Source organism: Haloprofundus marisrubri (assembly GCF_001469955.1).
GTDB lineage: Archaea > Halobacteriota > Halobacteria > Halobacteriales > Haloferacaceae > Haloprofundus > Haloprofundus marisrubri.
This window is the reverse complement of the sequence record NZ_LOPU01000037.1, coordinates 119,509-134,486: the sequence shown is the minus strand read 5'-3', so window position 1 is coordinate 134,486 and position 14,978 is coordinate 119,509. Positions and strand designations below refer to the sequence as shown.

Annotated in this window: 13 protein-coding genes and 1 tRNA gene; 7 read left to right on the top strand and 7 right to left on the bottom strand. The window is 61.8% G+C overall.

All coding sequences use genetic code 11. The features are described from left to right. The first annotated feature begins 62 nt into the window (after window positions 1–62). On the top strand, window positions 63–842 hold the full coding sequence (locus AUR64_RS18325) for a hypothetical protein (protein WP_058583411.1): 780 nt from the start codon (window positions 63–65) through the stop codon (window positions 840–842). Between the two features lie 176 nt (window positions 843–1,018). Here AUR64_RS18325 and AUR64_RS18320 read toward each other — a convergent pair. Beyond that, window positions 1,019–1,091: transfer RNA gene (locus AUR64_RS18320), tRNA-Gln, on the bottom strand. A gap of 126 nt (window positions 1,092–1,217) precedes the next feature. Here AUR64_RS18320 and AUR64_RS18315 point away from each other — a divergent pair. Both AUR64_RS18315 and AUR64_RS18310 read left to right on the top strand, forming a co-directional pair. After that, window positions 1,218–1,793, top strand: coding sequence for an IMP cyclohydrolase (locus AUR64_RS18315; protein WP_058583410.1), 576 nt, complete (start codon window positions 1,218–1,220; stop codon window positions 1,791–1,793). Between the two features lie 175 nt (window positions 1,794–1,968). Next, complete coding sequence (locus tag AUR64_RS18310) at window positions 1,969–2,628, top strand: metallophosphoesterase family protein (protein ID WP_058583409.1); 660 nt, start codon at window positions 1,969–1,971, stop codon at window positions 2,626–2,628. A gap of 30 nt (window positions 2,629–2,658) precedes the next feature. On the opposite strand, the gene AUR64_RS18305 is transcribed toward AUR64_RS18310, so the two are convergent. Next, complete coding sequence (locus AUR64_RS18305; protein ID WP_058583408.1) at window positions 2,659–4,005, bottom strand: tryptophanase; 1,347 nt, start codon at window positions 4,003–4,005, stop codon at window positions 2,659–2,661. 184 nt (window positions 4,006–4,189) lie between these two features. Then, window positions 4,190–5,368, bottom strand: coding sequence for an aspartate kinase (locus tag AUR64_RS18300; protein ID WP_058583407.1), 1,179 nt, complete (start codon window positions 5,366–5,368; stop codon window positions 4,190–4,192). A 194-nt stretch (window positions 5,369–5,562) separates the two neighbouring features. Here AUR64_RS18300 and AUR64_RS18295 point away from each other — a divergent pair, with 194 nt between their 5' ends. Continuing rightward, entirely contained in the window at window positions 5,563–6,021 is a 459-nt protein-coding gene (locus AUR64_RS18295) for a hypothetical protein (RefSeq protein WP_058583406.1), read from the top strand. A 22-nt stretch (window positions 6,022–6,043) separates the two neighbouring features. Here AUR64_RS18295 and AUR64_RS18290 read toward each other — a convergent pair whose 3' ends face one another. Then, window positions 6,044–7,165 carry an oxidoreductase gene (locus AUR64_RS18290; protein WP_058583405.1) on the bottom strand — a complete coding sequence of 374 codons (1,122 nt, stop codon included), beginning with the start codon at window positions 7,163–7,165 and terminating at the stop codon, window positions 6,044–6,046. 92 nt (window positions 7,166–7,257) lie between these two features. Next, on the bottom strand, window positions 7,258–7,713 hold the full coding sequence (locus tag AUR64_RS18285) for a hypothetical protein (protein ID WP_058583404.1): 456 nt from the start codon (window positions 7,711–7,713) through the stop codon (window positions 7,258–7,260). Window positions 7,714–7,954: 241 nt separating this feature from the next. On the opposite strand from AUR64_RS18285, the gene AUR64_RS18280 reads away from it, so the two are divergent. Further along, the gene (locus AUR64_RS18280; protein ID WP_058583403.1) at window positions 7,955–8,314 is read left to right on the top strand and encodes a hypothetical protein; all 360 of its coding nucleotides are present in this window, start codon (window positions 7,955–7,957) and stop codon (window positions 8,312–8,314) included. 23 nt (window positions 8,315–8,337) lie between these two features. Here the strand turns inward: AUR64_RS18280 and AUR64_RS18275 are convergent, their stop codons facing one another. Further along, window positions 8,338–10,188: a DNA-directed DNA polymerase II small subunit gene (locus AUR64_RS18275; RefSeq protein ID WP_058583402.1), complete on the bottom strand. Its 1,851-nt coding sequence runs from the start codon at window positions 10,186–10,188 to the stop codon at window positions 8,338–8,340. 288 nt (window positions 10,189–10,476) lie between these two features. On the opposite strand from AUR64_RS18275, the gene AUR64_RS18270 reads away from it, so the two are divergent. After that, window positions 10,477–11,184 carry a S26 family signal peptidase gene (locus AUR64_RS18270; protein ID WP_155120657.1) on the top strand — a complete coding sequence of 236 codons (708 nt, stop codon included), beginning with the start codon at window positions 10,477–10,479 and terminating at the stop codon, window positions 11,182–11,184. Between the two features lie 147 nt (window positions 11,185–11,331). Here the strand turns inward: AUR64_RS18270 and AUR64_RS18265 are convergent, their stop codons facing one another. Continuing rightward, the gene (locus tag AUR64_RS18265; protein WP_082230850.1) at window positions 11,332–12,972 is read right to left on the bottom strand and encodes a Cdc6/Cdc18 family protein; all 1,641 of its coding nucleotides are present in this window, start codon (window positions 12,970–12,972) and stop codon (window positions 11,332–11,334) included. 1,362 nt (window positions 12,973–14,334) lie between these two features. Between AUR64_RS18265 and AUR64_RS18255 the strand changes: the two genes are divergently transcribed. Further along, on the top strand, window positions 14,335–14,976 hold the full coding sequence (locus tag AUR64_RS18255; protein WP_058583400.1) for an Era-like GTP-binding protein: 642 nt from the start codon (window positions 14,335–14,337) through the stop codon (window positions 14,974–14,976). Window positions 14,977–14,978: the final 2 nt, after the last annotated feature.

Here is a 14,978-nt window from a genome sequence, read left to right as displayed (position 1 = left end):
GCCGTTCGAGCGGGAACTGAACGGGAGCGCTTATTGGAGACAGTTCGCTGTTATCGCATAGAATGAGCGACGACGCCGACGGGTCATCCTCGCAGACGACTCTCACGGGCGAGGTCCCGGAGGAGTTGACGACCGACGACCTGATTCTCTCCGCACATCGGGCTGACAACGACGCCGTGTTTCCCAAGGTTCTCGACTTGCACGTGGAGACGGGTGCGAAGGTAGCCGACGTAACGTACGGCAAAGGCGTGTTCTGGAAGAACGTTCCCGACACCGCGTTCGACCTTCACGGCACCGACCTCGACCCCGAAAAATCACCGACCGGCGAGAGCGTCGACTGTCGTGACCTCCCGTACGACGACAACTCGTTCGACGTGGTCGTTCTCGACCCACCGTACGCAGAAGGGTTCTTTCGGCGCAACAAGGAGATGCTCGCCGGCGGCGACGGGTCGCACTCGACCTTCCGCGAACACTACAGTAACGGCGAGGTCGTCGACACACGAGGCTCGAAGTACCACGGCGCGGTCATCGACCTCTACTGTGCGGCAGGGGCCGAAGCCAAGCGCGTGTTGAGAGACGACGGAACGCTCATCGTCAAAACACAAGACGAAGTCTCCGCGAACACCCAAGAGCTCACTCACGTCCAGATAATCAACTTCTACGAGTCGCAGCTCGGCTTGTACACCAAAGACCTGTTCGTGACGGTCCGCTCGAACACGCCCGCAGTGTCCGGCGTCCACACTCAAGTCCACGCCCGAAAGAACCACTCGTACTTTCTCGTCTTCACTTTCGAGAAGAAGCCAGCCAACGTCCAGTACGCCGGAGTCGACGCCGAAAAGTAGGCTGCCGTTCCGTGGCAGTCACTTCGACGAGCGGCCAGGTGCTCTCACTGTAGATGCTATCCTCGGTAAGTGGATACGCGATATTGTGAACACTCGATGCCGGCTATCGTCTTTATTACGAGCGAAACCAGTTCGCCGACTCCGGCGCAGTTGCTCGAACGGCAGAAACGAGAGAATAGTCCCACACGGATTCGAACCGCGGTCGTTGCCCCCAGAAGGCAACAGGATTGGCCACTACCCCATGGGACTGCATCGCTTCGTAACCCCCGTGAATATGTAAACGTTGCGCGTTGGAGTCGCCCTGCGACCGCGAGACACAGGAACGATACTGCATAAACCGTCAGCTATTTCAGCGCGAGATATGCACTTTCGTGCATGTACGTCGGACGCTTCATCGTCGTCGGACCCGGAATCGCCGCCTACCGAGTCTCCTCGCGGTCGTTCCCCAACAGACAGATAGTCGAACGCGAGAGCGCGCTCACCGTCTCGCCGAAACCCGACGCGCCGGAGACGGACAACCCCTACATCTCCTACAACTGTGTGCGAGAGACGGAATCGGGCGACGTCGTCGTCGGCAACGGCTCGCAGGTCGACCCCATCACGGAGAAACTGGACCTCGGTTACCCCGCCCGCGACGCCCTCGTCGAGAGTCTTCTCGCGCTCGATTACGAGAAGGACGACTACGACACGCCGCGAATCGCCGGCGTCGTCGGCGCGGAGTCGGCGACCATCGGCATCGTCCGCAAGGACGCCGTGCTCGTGGAGTCCGTCGAGGAACCGACGCTCGTCGCCACCTACGAGGAGGACAGTCCACGAGCGTTCGATTTCGCGGCGACGACGGCCGAAGACGCCGCCCGCGAGGCGTACGACCTCGACTTCGAACACGCCGTCTGTGCGGCGGGCGTCGCCGTCTCCGAAGAGGGCGTCGAGACGGCCGTCGCCAACGAGTGAAGACACGAGATACGAGACACGAGCAGTGAGTCGGTAGTCGGCGAGAAGGCGAATCCGAGCGGGCGGAGAACGCGAATAGAGAACGCGAGTGAACGGCACGAACGGGCGGCGCGACTGGTCAGCACCGGTGAACGTGGCCGTCGAACACTAATGCCCTCGTGTTGTACCCGGGCGTATGCGGCTGGGTGTGCTCTCCGATATCCACGGCAATATGGTCGCCCTCGACGCGGTTCTGTCCGATATGTCACCGGTCGACGCCATCGTCTGTGCGGGTGACATCGTCGGCTACAACCCCTGGCCCGTCGAGTGCGTCGAACGACTCCGCGAGCGAGCGGTCCCCACAGTACAAGGAAATCACGACCGCGCCGTCGCCGAGGGGACGGCGTTTCGGTTCAACGAGATGGCGCGCGCCGGCGTCGAGTACGCCCGTGAGCGACTCGACGGGGCCCAACTCGACTGGTTGGCGAGCCTTCCACAGCAACGACTCACCGCCGACCGCCGCGTTCGGTTGGTCCACGGCCATCCGGACAACCCCGACCACTACACCTACCCCGACGAGTTCATCCCCGAACTACTCGACGAGGAAGACGTCCTCGTGATGGGCCACACGCACGTTCAGGCCCACGAGGTGTACGACGAGGGTATCGTGATGAACCCCGGCAGCGTCGGCCAACCCCGAGACGGCGACTCGCGGGCGGCGTACGCCATCGTCGACTTGGACGCGATGACCGTCGACGAGCGACGCGTCGACTACGACATCGACGAAGTCGTCCGCGCCGTCGAAGCCAACTGTCTCCCCGAGCGTATCGGGACACGGTTGTACGAAGGCCGGTAGAACGCGGAGACGAGAAGGCGGTGGTGCGTGCTACTCGGTGACCGGCCGGAGCGTCGCCGAGAAATGTCGCAGTTCCGGAACCGGCGGTTCGCCGGTGATTTCGAGGCCGGTCACGTACTCGCTGCGGTCAGCGACTGCACCCGCCGTCTCCGCGACGTGTTCGAGGTGTTCGCGCGAGTAGGTGCGGCGCGGAACCGCGAGACGGACGAGTTCGAGTCGGTTCGCACCGGGGAACGCGAAACTGCCGAGTTCGACGGCGCGAACGCCGCCCTCGCGGTAGAGTTCGCAGACGAGCACCTGTCCGGGGAACTGCTCTCTGGGTAGCTGTGAGAACAGTTGCCCAGCATCGAGATAGACGGCGTGACCGCCGACGGGTTTGTAGACGGGGACGCCCTCGGCTTCGAGCATCTCGCCGAGTTCTTGGACCTGCTGGACGCGCTCTTCGACGTACGGCGGTTCGACGGCTTCGCGGAGACCGACGGCCATCGCCTCGATGTCGCGGCCGGCCATGCCGCCGTAGGTCGGAAAGCCCTCGTAGAGAATGGCGCGCTGTTTGGCGGCCTCGAAGAGTTCGGCGTCGTGCATCGCGGCGAAGCCGCCGATGTTGACGAGCGCTTCCTTCTTGCCGCTCATCGTGACGGCATCGGCGTACGACAGTTGCTCGCGGACGATGTCGGCAATCGAACTTCCATCGAACTCGGCTTCGCGCTGTTGGACGAAGTAGGCGTTCTCGGCGAAGCGGCAGGCATCGACGACGAACGTCGCGTCGATTTCGGCGGCGAAGTCCGCCACCTCGCGCGTGTTCTCCACGCTGACTGGCTGTCCGGCCGTCGAGTTGTTCGTGATGGTGAGCACGACGACCGGAATCGCGTCCGCGCCGACGTCGGCGACGATTTCGCGGGCGCGCTCGACAGAGAAGTCGCCTTTGAACGGGCCGTCGACGCTCGGGTCCTTCGCGCCCTCGATGGGGCAGTCGACGGGGTCCGCGCCCTGATTGGCGACGTGTGCGCGGGTCGTGTCGAAGTGTGCGTTGTTGAGGACGATGTCGCCCTCGTCGACGAGACAGCCGTAGAGGACGTTTTCGGCACCGCGACCTTGATGCGTCGGAACGACGTGCGGGAAGCCCATCACGTCCTCGACGGCCTCGCGGAGTTTGGCGAAACTCGTACTGCCGGCGTAGGACTCGTCGCCGCGGAACAGCGCCGCCCACTGTTCGTCGCTCATCGTGCCGGTGCCGCTGTCGGTCAGGAGGTCGATGTAGACGTGTTCGGCCGGGATGTTGAACGCGTTGTAGCCGGCCTCGTCCAGAATCGCCTCGCGTTTCTCGCGGGAGGGAAGCGAGATGGTCTCGACCATCTTCGCTTTGTAAGAGCGCATGGTCGGCGTCGTCGCTCGGGTCTCTTAATACCGCCACGAGAGCGTCCGTGCGTTGCTGTGCAACAGTGCCCGTCAGTCGCCGGTCCTGCGCAGGTGGAGTGAAATCTGTGCATCGTCAAAAAGGGAAGACTGCGAGAAGACAGACCACCAGTCTCGTCGAGCGATTCGGCGCGATAGAAGGGAGCTACAACCCTTTCTGGACGATTTCGAGCGTCCGTTCGCGGTCCTCCCAGTCGACGAAGACAGCCACAGAGGTAGCGCTGGTGATGAGGTCGTGGATGTTGATGCCGGCTTCCGCCAGCGGCGAGACGATGCCGCGGATGATTCCCGGCTGATTCGGCAACTCGCCGCCCGTGATTCGGATGACGGCGACGGCTTCGTCGACGGTGACGCTGGAGAGCGACTGGTCGGCGACCACCGAGTCGTGCAGCAGGCTCTCGGCTTCTTCGGCTTCCTCGGTGGCGACGTAGAAGGTGACCGAATCCATCCCGCTGGCGACGGCTTCGATGTTGATGTCGGCGGTTCGAAGCGACTCCGAGAGGTCGGCGAGGATTCCTGGACGATTTCGAATCGCCCGCCCGGCGACGGTGAGACAAGCCAACTGCGTCTCCTGAAGGTCGATGAGGTTGCGGAACTGGCCTTCGATTTGAGTGCCGCCGGTCAGCAGGTCACCGTGTTGGTAGTGGACAACGCGGACCGCGAGGTGGTCGTCTTTGTAACTCAGTGCGCTCGGCGCGACGACTTCCGCGCCGCGAAACGAGAGGTTTCGGAGTTCGTCGACGGTGATGCGGCCGACGTTTCGCGCCCCTTCGACGACGCGGGGGTCGCCGGTCATGACGCCTTCGACGTCGGTGACGATGACGACTTCGTCGGCGTCCATGTACTTGCCGAGCATGACGGCGCTGGTGTCGCTGCCGCCGCGACCGAGCGTCGTTATCTCGCCGTCGTGGTTCTGTGCCAAGAAGCCGGTGATGACGGGGACGACGCCGTCGAGTTCCGCGGCGAGGTCGGCGGCGCGGCGCTTCGTCTCCTCGACGTCGACTTCGCCGAGGTCGTTCGTGATGATGGGCCACTCCTCGGTACCGGGTTCGACGAACAGCGCGTCGACGCCGCGAGCGGCGAGCGCAGCCTTCAGCATCCGGACACTGGTCCGCTCTCCCATGCTGACGATTTCGGCGCGGTCGCGGTCGTCGGCTTCGAACTGAATCTCGTCGAGCAGGTCGTCGGTCGTGTTGCCCATCGCGCTGGCGACGACGGCGATTTCGTGTCCCTGTTCGACCGCTGCGGCGACGGAGTCGGCGGCGCGGTTGATTCGGTCGCCGCTGCCGAGGCTGGTCCCCCCGAACTTGGCGACTACTCGCATACGAGCGTCACCTCTCGAAGTCGGATTGTCCCGTGGTGCTCAGACATGGGGTGCGATTGCGGTGGAGCACGCATAACTGTGTTCACTCTCCCAACGGTTGCCGGTCTTCGAATGCGCAGGCGGAGCGGCCGCCGACCCAAAACTGTGCGAAACGTACCCACGGGCTTAAGCGCGCCGCCGCGGAATCTGCGTTCATGGAGATACGCGATGCGGTCGAAGCCGACGCCGAGGCCCTCGCCGGTATCGCCGACGCGCCGACCGACGTGATGCGGAATCTCGTCCACGACAGAACCGTCCACGTCGCCACCGAGGCCAACACCGTCTCGGGACCGAACGAGGACGCCGACGGCGAGGAGACAGCCGAGACCGACCGACCGGACGACACCGACGAGCCAATCGTCGGCTTCGTCAGTTACGACGCGAAGGAGCGAACCGTCCACGTCACGCAGTTCGGCGGACAGGCCGAGGCCGTCGAGCGACTGCTCGAGGAACCGCTTCGGTTCGCACGGACCGAAGGCATGGAGACGGAACTACTCGTCGGGGCCGACGACGACAGTCTCCGCGGGGCCGCAGAGCGTGTCGGCTTCGAAGAACAGGGGACGGGTCCGATGTTCGACGGTCAGCGGACCGTCAGATACCGGCTTCGACCGTAGACGGAGGCGAGCAGACGGCGGTTCAGTCGTCGGCCGGTGTCGAGACAGCGTCGTCGGGGAGTTCGTTGTCGCCGATGCTCGCCTCGGGAACGAGAATCGCACCGGGGTCGAACTCGTCGAGTTCCTCGCCGTTTCGGACGCGTTCGGGCCAGTCGGCGTTGGCGAGCGCGCTCGTGCCGAGCGTCAGCAGGTCCGCGCCGTCGTCGAGGGAGGCACGGGCCGACTCGGGGTCACCGAGTCCGCCGTTTGCGATGACCGTCGTGTCCGCGTGTTCTGCGGCGAGTTCGGCGAACGTCGGGCCGTCGTCGCCAAACGCCGGTGCAAGCGCGTCGCCTTCGGTGGTGTGGATGTAGTCTGCACCCGCTTCGGCGAGTTCTTCGAACACCGTCGCGGCGTACTCCTCGCCGGGCCACTCGTAGGTTTCGTCGTTCACCTTCGTCTGCGAGACGCGGATGCCGACGACGAACTCGTCGGGTAGCGCCGCGGAGACGGCTTCGACGACTTCGGCGGGGAACCGTGCGCGGTTCTCGGCGTCACCGCCGTAGCGGTCCTCGCGCTGGTTCGCGTCGGGTGCGAGGAACTCGTTGAGCAGGTAGCCGTTGGCGGCGTGCAGTTCGATGCCGTCGAAGCCGGCTTCCTTAGCATTTTTCGCCGCGTCGACGAACGACGCCTCGATGTCGCCGAGTTCCTCCAGTTCCAGTTCGCGCGGTGTGTCGAACGCGCCACTGCCGCCGTACAGTTCCGATTTCTCGCCGTCGGGTTGAATCGCGGAGGGAGCCACCGTCTCGTCCTCGTAGCGATTACCCTGCGAAATCGCGCCGGCGTGCATCAACTGCGCGAAGATGGGTTTGCCCTCCTCGTGGACCGCCTCGGTCACCTGCTGCCACGCTTCGGTCTGTTCCTCGGTGGCGAGACCGGGTTGGTTCAGGTAGCCTTGGCTGTACTCGGTGTCGGGGTAGACGCCCTCGGAGACGAGAAACCCGAACCCGCCGCGGGCGAACTTGGCGTAGTACTGCGCCATTCGTTCAGTGGCGCGGCCGTCGTCTGTCGCACTGGTTCGGGTCATCGGCGCGAGGCCGACTCGGTTGTCGAGCGACACTCCCTCGAACTCGTACGCCTCGAACAGCGCGTCGGATTCGGACATACCCACATCCTGGAACGCCTCGCTAAAAGGGAGACGGCGGTGGTGCACGCCGAGTACACGCGATGGGTGGTACCGAGACGCAAGCGTCGCGCTCAGGCAGTCGGCTCGGGGCGCGAACCCCCTTCAGTTCGCTTGGAGACGACCAGATACGCGAGCGGAATCGTCACGAGCATCGTCGGGACGGCGTAGAGAATCTGCGTAATCGGGTCCGGCGGACTGACGAACGCACCGACGAGGAACGCCGCGAGAACACCGAGCGGTACCGCGGCAGCGACGAGTTCTCGCTTCGACGGCGACGGGTTGCGGTCGGGGATGCGCCAGAGACGGAGGAGATAGACGAGTGCGAACGGGCCGAACAGTGGAGCGAAAAACGCCAGCGCGGCCTGTGTCTCCGGACTGCTGCGCCCTCGGGCCACTGAGTCGGAGTAGAGTGCGTACGCGAAGCAGAGTTGCGAGGCGATGACGAGGCTGACGAAAACCGCGGCGGCCGCGAGAAACTCCGGAGGCCACGTCGCTACGTCGTTGACGACGGAGATGAGGGAGGGCATCGAACGTAGCTGTCAGTGTGACGTGAAATACGTGTCGGAGCGGTCGGTGTTCATTGAGTGTTCGTAGTCCGAAGAAGTCGTGTACGGTGTTCGTCTCTGCGTCTTCGGAAATCGCGGATTGACTGTCAACGAACGGTTCGTACGTCAGTTGTGGAATGAGTCATTTCGTCCGCCGAGTTAGTGCTCGGAATGGTTCGACGTGGAACAAACACTTTTTGACATAAGTCGAACCACGATGCGTATGCGACGTTCCATCCGCTACGCCCTCTCGATTTTCGTCGGGATGACTGTGACGATAATCACTCTGCGGTTCACCAAAACGAACAGTCTGGTCGTACTGTCGATTCTGCCGCTCTACGGGGTATCGACTGCGTTCTTGCTCGGGTGTAAAGATAGCTGGTATCGGCTGCTTCGACCCGAAACAAAAGAGCAAGTGTCCCGAAAACGAGGCGCGATTGGTGGCGGTATCGGAGCGTTCACCTGTTCGTTACTCCTTGCGGTTTCAGTTCCGGTCGGTGTCGCAGGGATTGGACTCATGCTGTTTGGACAGACGCTGGCTGTTGCTGATTTCGCAGCGTTGCAGCCAGAGGACTCCATCTGACGATAGAGAAAACAAGCGCACTCCTACGCGAACTTACGGACCGTCATATCCAACGTATCCAAGTCGAGAATCGGCGCGTAGCCGGAGTCCGGGTTTATGTTGACGCTCTTCTGGAAGTCGGTCTGTTCCTGCCAACAGCCCGAATTGACGGCCAAAACGTTGTGGTACTTCCCCCAGCCGAGTTTGTGGACGTGACCCGTGTGGAACACTTCGGGAACGTCGTCGATGACGAGATAGTCGCGCTCCTCGGGGGCGAGGCGCATGTGACCGCCGTACTGCGGGGCGACGTGGCGTTTCTTCAGCAGTTGGTACATCGCCTTGTGCGGTTCGTCGTAACTCGCTTTTTCGGATGGGAGTTCGGCGATGACCTCGTCGAGCGAGACGCCGTGATACATGAGAACGGAGACGTTCTCGATAGTGACGGTGGAGGGGTTCGAGGTGATGCGCGCGTCGTGGGCGGTCATGATGTCGCGGAGTTCCTCGTCGAAACCGGGTTGCGGTTCGGCGAGGCGGACTGCGTCGTGGTTGCCCGGAATCATGACGATTTCCGTGTCGGCGGGCACTTCTTTGAGATGTTCGGAGAACTCCTCGTACTGGTCGTAGATGTCGACGGTGTCGAGTTCCTCGTCTTGGTTCGGGTAGACCCCGACACCTTCGACCATGTCGCCGGCGATGAGGAGATACTCGACGGGTTCGGCCTCCTCGGTGTGGAGCCAGTCGGTAAACGAGTGCCACGCGTCGGCCATGAACTCCTGACTGCCGACGTGGACATCCGAAATCAGGGCGGCTTGAACGTGTCTGTCGGCGGTTTTCGGTCGGAACGTTCTGGGGACGTCCGGGAAATGCAGCGTGTCGACGAAGACGATACCCGAGTCGTCCGAGAGCGTCCCTTGGATGGCGATACACTCGTCCATCAGGAGTTCGGCGACGTTGTCGGCGATTCCTTTGTCCTTCATCACCAAGCAGGGAAACGTCCCCGTGGTGTCTTCTAGCTCGACGAGCCAGTGACCGCTCGCCGTCGAGCGCACGTCGTTGACGAGGCCGATGAGGTCGACTTCGCTGCCGCCGACCATGTCACCGATGGCTTTCGTCGGCCGGTGATTGACTCGACCGCGGAGCAGTTTCGACAGGCGGTCGTAGCGGTCCCGGAACGTCGTGACGAACTGCTTGTACTCGCCGGTTCCAGTGCTCGCACCGGTCATGTCGTTGGTGATTTCCAACGAGCGTTTGGCGGGGTCTCGGACGTGCGAAGACTCCGAAGCAGCGTCGGTCGAACTCACAGTTCGAGGGTCGACTGACTCAGATTCGGTTCCGGTAGCTGTTCCCGCCGACGGTGTTGTTGACCCCTCTGTTTCCACTGGAGAACCCGACGGTGTCGACGAGTTTTCGTCGGTGTGTGCAGTGGAAACAGACGGGTTGTCGGTGGACGGGTTCTCGGCGGGCATATCGGCAGTGTTCGTCGGTGTCGACCGGTCTGTGGCGGCGTTCGTCGTGTTTTCCGAATCCGTCGACGTTCGAGTAGATGTCGCGGGAGTTGCGCTCGAACGACTCGACTCGTCGGAAGGGCTCGAACTCGACGACGCACGCGAACCATCCGAAACGGCGGTCCCATCCGAAGCGGACAAATCGCCGGAACCAACGGGTTCCGAGTTCGTCTTCGTCGGCGCGTCCGCGGCGTTGGCTCCGCCGTCGAGCACCGCTCTGACGTGTTCGGCCGTGAGTCGAAGCGCGTGGTCGGGTGCGGCGTCGAGCGCACGTTCCATCGCCTCGGCGGGGTTCGCTGCGCTGGCGAGTAGCGTCACGGCTTCGCGTTCGGCGTTGTAGCCGCGGCTGGCGAGCGCTTTCACGATGCGTGACGGTGTCTCCAGCGGCACAGAGGGAGATACACAGGTCGGAAGAAAAGCGTGCCGGAGACGCACGAGACGAGCATCGGTGTCGAACCGGAGTCAGAGTCCGAGTCGGCGGGCGCTCCAGAAAGTTGAAACGCGGACAGGCCGAATCGAAGCGCAATGAGTGCCGGAGATAGCCGCCCACCCTCCGATAGTTCCGAACCGTCTGGAGGGGGCGGAACCTCCTCTTCCTCCGAGCGACCCGACACCGATGGCTCGGCCAGTAGCCGAGGTCCAGTAGACAGGTTCCTTCACGACCAAGATGGCCCGTTCATGTTCGTCCGTGAAGTGTTGAGCAGCGCAGCCATCGTTCTCGCTATCGGTCTGCTCCTGTTCGGCGTCGCCGGCGTCTGGCCGCCGATGGTCGCCGTCGAGAGCGGAAGTATGGAACCGCACATGGAGAGAGGTGACCTCATCTTCATCACCGAACCGGGTCGGTTCGCGCCCGACGCGGGAGACGACTCGGGCGTCGTCACCTACGCCGAAGGTCAGGAAGCGGACTATCGGTCGCTGGGGTCGTACGGTTCCGTCGTCGTCTACGACAACCCCAACAGCGCCGGTCCACCGATTATCCACCGAGCGATGTTCCGCGTCGAAGCGGGCGAAAACTGGTACGAGAAGGCGAACCCCGACTACATGAGTGCGGACAACTGCGAGGAGTTGGAGTTCTGTCCCGCTCCGTACGACGCCTACATCACGAAAGGCGACAACAACCCGACGTACGACCAGACGAGTACTATCAGCGCGCCGGTCAGAGAGCAGTGGGTGACCGGCGTCGCACGGGTTCGCATCCCGTATCTCGGGTGGATTCGTCTTGCGTTCGCCAGTACGGCCCCCGACCCAACGGCGTTGCTCCAGACAGCGGCCCCTCAAACGACTCCGGTCAACCTGCCGGTGAGCGAATCGGGAGCGCTCGCAGGCGACTCGGTTCCGACACCACCTGCGACAGCAATGGAAATCCAGGCAGTTCCGGCCGTATAGCAGTCGCTCGATACAGCAGTGAGCGGTCGAGAATAACCAATATTTCGTGTGGAACTGATTATCCTGATAAACAGTCTCAAAGAGCCTGTGTGAGAGTCTTACAGTCGAAACAGTAGGGGTAGGAAACCACTCGCTCACTCGGTTCGGTCAGTTGTCAAATCGTGCCTGCACGAACGGTTGGGCGTTCTCGATGTCGCCGAGGCGTGAGTCCGAGAGGAGAACCGCCTCGGTTTCGTCGATAGGTACCGAGAGACTGATTTCCTTCGTCCGCCCGTAGCGACCCTTCGAGACGACGACGGCGTTGACGATGCCGAGCATGTCGAGTTCGCTGATGAGGTCGGTAACGCGGCGCTGCGTGAGGATGTCGGCGTCTATCTCCTCGCAGAGGCGTTTGTAGATGTTGAACACCTCGCCGGTGTTGATGTTGTGGACGCCGTTCTTTTCGAGGAGAATAATCGAGAAGAGGACGATTTTACTCTGGGTCGGAAGCGTCCGGACGACTTCGACGACACGGTCGAGTTCTATCTTGTCCTGCGCTTGACGGACGTGGGTCTCCGCGACGCCGTCGGCTTGGCTGCGCTCGGCGAGTTCACCCGCGGTTCGGAGCAGGTCGAGTGCGCGGCGGGCGTCACCGTGTTCTTGCGCGGCGAACGCCGCACACAGCGGGATGACGTGTTCGGAGAGCGCGTGGCCTTTGAACGCCACGTCCGCGCGATGTTGGAGGATGTCGCGGAGTTGGTTGGCATCGTACGGCGGGAAGACGATTTCCTCTTCTCCGAGCGAGGATTTGACCCGCGGGTCGAGGAAGTCGGTGAACTTCAGGTCGTTGGAGATGCCCATAATGGAGATACGCGAGTTGTCCAACTCCGAGTTCATCCGCGAGAGGTTGTACAGCGTGTCGTCGCCGGATTTCTCGACGAGTTTGTCGATTTCGTCGAGCATGATGACGACGACGCGTTCGTTGTAGTCGACGGCGTCGAAAAACGTCGAGTAGACGCGGTCGGTTGGCCACCCTGTCATCGGCACCGTCTCCATCTCCTCGCGGTCGCGTTCGAGTTCCGAGATGCGGGCGTCGACGTCGGCGACCGTCTCGAACTCCGTTTCGTCGAGCACGCTCTCGTCTTCGCCGGCGTGTTCGGACACGGTTTCGAGCGAACGAATCCGTTCGTCGATGACCGCGTGGTTCTTCTCGATGAACTTGTTGGCGAGCTGCGCGAGCACGCGGTACTGCGTGTCGGTCACCTCACAGTTGATGTACTCGACCTCACAGGGGACGTCGTACTTCTGGGAGGTACGTTCCAGTTCTTGACTAACGAACTTCGCGCTTGCAGTCTTTCCCGTCCCCGTCTTGCCGTAGATGAGGATGTTCGACGGCGTCTCGCCGCGAAGTGCGGAGACCAGAATCGTCGCCATCTGGTTGATTTGGTCGGTTCGGTGCGGGAGTTCGTGTGGCGTGTACGACGGCCGAAGCACCTCCTTGTTCTCGAAAATCGGTTCGCCCGAGAGTAAGTCGTCGAACAGGCCACGACTGTTTTCGTCGTCACCACCGAGGGTGACGTCCGACAGTGCGCGCGAGGGGTTCGTCGCGCCGGACCGGCGGACGCTCGACGTATCGGAGCTGTCGGGTCCCCCATCGGTTCCGGTGGAGTTTCCCTCAGTAGAGTCCGACGGACGTTCCTCGGACGCGTCGTCGGGGCGTGTTCTACTGGTCTCTTCGTCACCGGCGTGTCTCCGTCGCTCCGACGCCGCGTCGGGTTCGTCGTCGGAGTGTGAGTCGTCTTCGGTCATCCTTGAGCCCCTTTGTTTCGATTGGAACCGCGCCGGCGATGCTGGAAATTCGGGTGTAGAACCGACGAGAAGCCAATATCGAACTCGTCGGCCGCCGGCGTTCGTCCAGGTGATGCAGAAGAAACGAATGAAGAGGAGGAACAAAAAAGTTACCGCTTCGTGACGAGTTCGGTTGTCCGAAGGGCTCGAATCGGCTGATTCGAGCCGAAATAACGGAGTCAGTCGGCGGTTCTCTGGCTTTGCGACCTGTCTCGTGGTTCGGGAATCATCAGAAACCAGTAGGGTCGAATCGCGCTTGGGTCCGTATAAATCTTCGAAACATTCGTAGAGTAGTTCTTGGGAGTTCTCAGTGTTTTATTCAATCATTTTACGTTGGGTTTCGTCTCGCTGCTGGCGAACCCCTTTGTTTCGACTGGAAACGAGCGGTGGCGTCGTGTGCTCCTCCGAACGACCCTCAGTTCTCTCTCTCGATGCCTAAATTGGAGATATCGACGGTCATGAAGGGAGGTGTGCTCGGCGAGAGACCCCCCCACCCCTTTGTTTCCGGTGGAACAGAATTCACGAGGGAGAGGGAGGAGGAGAGCAGTTCGAAGAGACGGGTTTTATGACCTAATAGAGCTTATTGGACCGTAGCCTCGAAAAACGTTTGTTTGTGGTTATTTTCTTTGTTGTTTTATGCTATACTCGTTGATGAGATAACCGGTTTCTCACACGATTTCTCTTCACCGTCCTTCGGGCACCTCTTTCGTACACCGTCTCCACCCGAAACGAAGGGGTGGGGGTGGGGATACTCGGGATGACTTTCGAGAACATATGACACTGACCTCAAATCAGAGCCGAGAACAGTCCATCGAACCCGTCGATACCACTCGCCGTTCCTCGACGACTCTGTCCCACCTGTTTCACCTATGTCACTCCCCCTTCTTCGCCTGGAGAGACACGTTGGTACTTCAGGTTTTGCGGTAGACCTCTCGACGAAACGACGGCGAACTCTCGGCAAGCGGCGTAGCGGGGGTCATCCGACGAGCGCCACGACGAGAGTCGCCGACGAAGGTCGTCGTAGATCGCAGTACGGTCGCGGTACGAAGCGTGGTCTGTGAACGGAAGCACAGTCGACGAACGAGGACCGACTCGACACCTGTTATGAACGAGGATCGACTCGACACCTGTTATGAACGAGGGCCGACTCGACAGTAGTTATTCTTCACGCGCTCGCGCGAGCGACCACCGCTGTTTGTCCTCGGTTGCAACTACTTGTCGGGTAATGTGACCGTTGTCTGACGCAGTACTTAAGTTACCCCGGGGATGTTCTACCCGCATACGCCCCTCCACGAGCGGTGTTCGGAGGTGCAGGAGTCTAGGATGGGACTGCTCACAGAACTCAGAGACAGCATATCACGGGTCACCGACCGGTTGTTCTCGGCCTCGGAGCCGAAACGCATCGGCATCTACGGACCGCCGAACGCCGGAAAGACGACCCTCGCAAACCGTATCGCCCGCGATTGGACCGGCGACGCCATCGGCCCGGAGAGCCACATTCCGCACGAGACCCGCCGTGCCCGCCGGAAAGAGAACGTCGAAATCGAACGCAACGGCCGCGCGGTCACCATCGACATCGTCGACACACCCGGCGTGACGACGAAAGTCGACTACAAGGAGTTTCTCGACCACGATATCGGCAAGGACGACGCAGTACGTCGCTCCCGAGAGGCCACCGAAGGCGTCGCCGAAGCCATGCACTGGCTCCGCGAGGACGTCGACGGCGTCATCTACGTACTCGACAGCGCCGAAGACCCGTTCACGCAGGTGAACACGATGCTCATCGGCATCATCGAGAGTCGCGAACTGCCGGTGCTCATCTTCGCCAACAAGACGGACCTCGAAGACTCGAACGTCAAGCAAATCGCCAACGCGTTCCCCCAACACGAGACGGTCCCGCTGTCGGCGCTCGAAGGCGAGAACATGGACGAAGTGTACGACAAAATCGCGGAGTACTTCGGGTGAGA

Coding starts and splice junctions, on each gene's coding strand:
- AUR64_RS18270 (WP_155120657.1), top strand. CDS start 10,477: ATGTTCGTCCGTGAAGTGTTGAGCAGCGCAGCCATCGTTCTCGCTATC.
- AUR64_RS18305 (WP_058583408.1), bottom strand. CDS start 4,005: ATGCGCTCTTACAAAGCGAAGATGGTCGAGACCATCTCGCTTCCCTCC.
- AUR64_RS18290 (WP_058583405.1), bottom strand. CDS start 7,165: ATGTCCGAATCCGACGCGCTGTTCGAGGCGTACGAGTTCGAGGGAGTG.
- AUR64_RS18300 (WP_058583407.1), bottom strand. CDS start 5,368: ATGCGAGTAGTCGCCAAGTTCGGGGGGACCAGCCTCGGCAGCGGCGAC.
- AUR64_RS18265 (WP_082230850.1), bottom strand. CDS start 12,972: ATGACCGAAGACGACTCACACTCCGACGACGAACCCGACGCGGCGTCG.
- AUR64_RS18315 (WP_058583410.1), top strand. CDS start 1,218: ATGTACGTCGGACGCTTCATCGTCGTCGGACCCGGAATCGCCGCCTAC.
- AUR64_RS18255 (WP_058583400.1), top strand. CDS start 14,335: ATGGGACTGCTCACAGAACTCAGAGACAGCATATCACGGGTCACCGAC.
- AUR64_RS18325 (WP_058583411.1), top strand. CDS start 63: ATGAGCGACGACGCCGACGGGTCATCCTCGCAGACGACTCTCACGGGC.
- AUR64_RS18295 (WP_058583406.1), top strand. CDS start 5,563: ATGGAGATACGCGATGCGGTCGAAGCCGACGCCGAGGCCCTCGCCGGT.
- AUR64_RS18280 (WP_058583403.1), top strand. CDS start 7,955: ATGCGACGTTCCATCCGCTACGCCCTCTCGATTTTCGTCGGGATGACT.
- AUR64_RS18310 (WP_058583409.1), top strand. CDS start 1,969: ATGCGGCTGGGTGTGCTCTCCGATATCCACGGCAATATGGTCGCCCTC.
- AUR64_RS18285 (WP_058583404.1), bottom strand. CDS start 7,713: ATGCCCTCCCTCATCTCCGTCGTCAACGACGTAGCGACGTGGCCTCCG.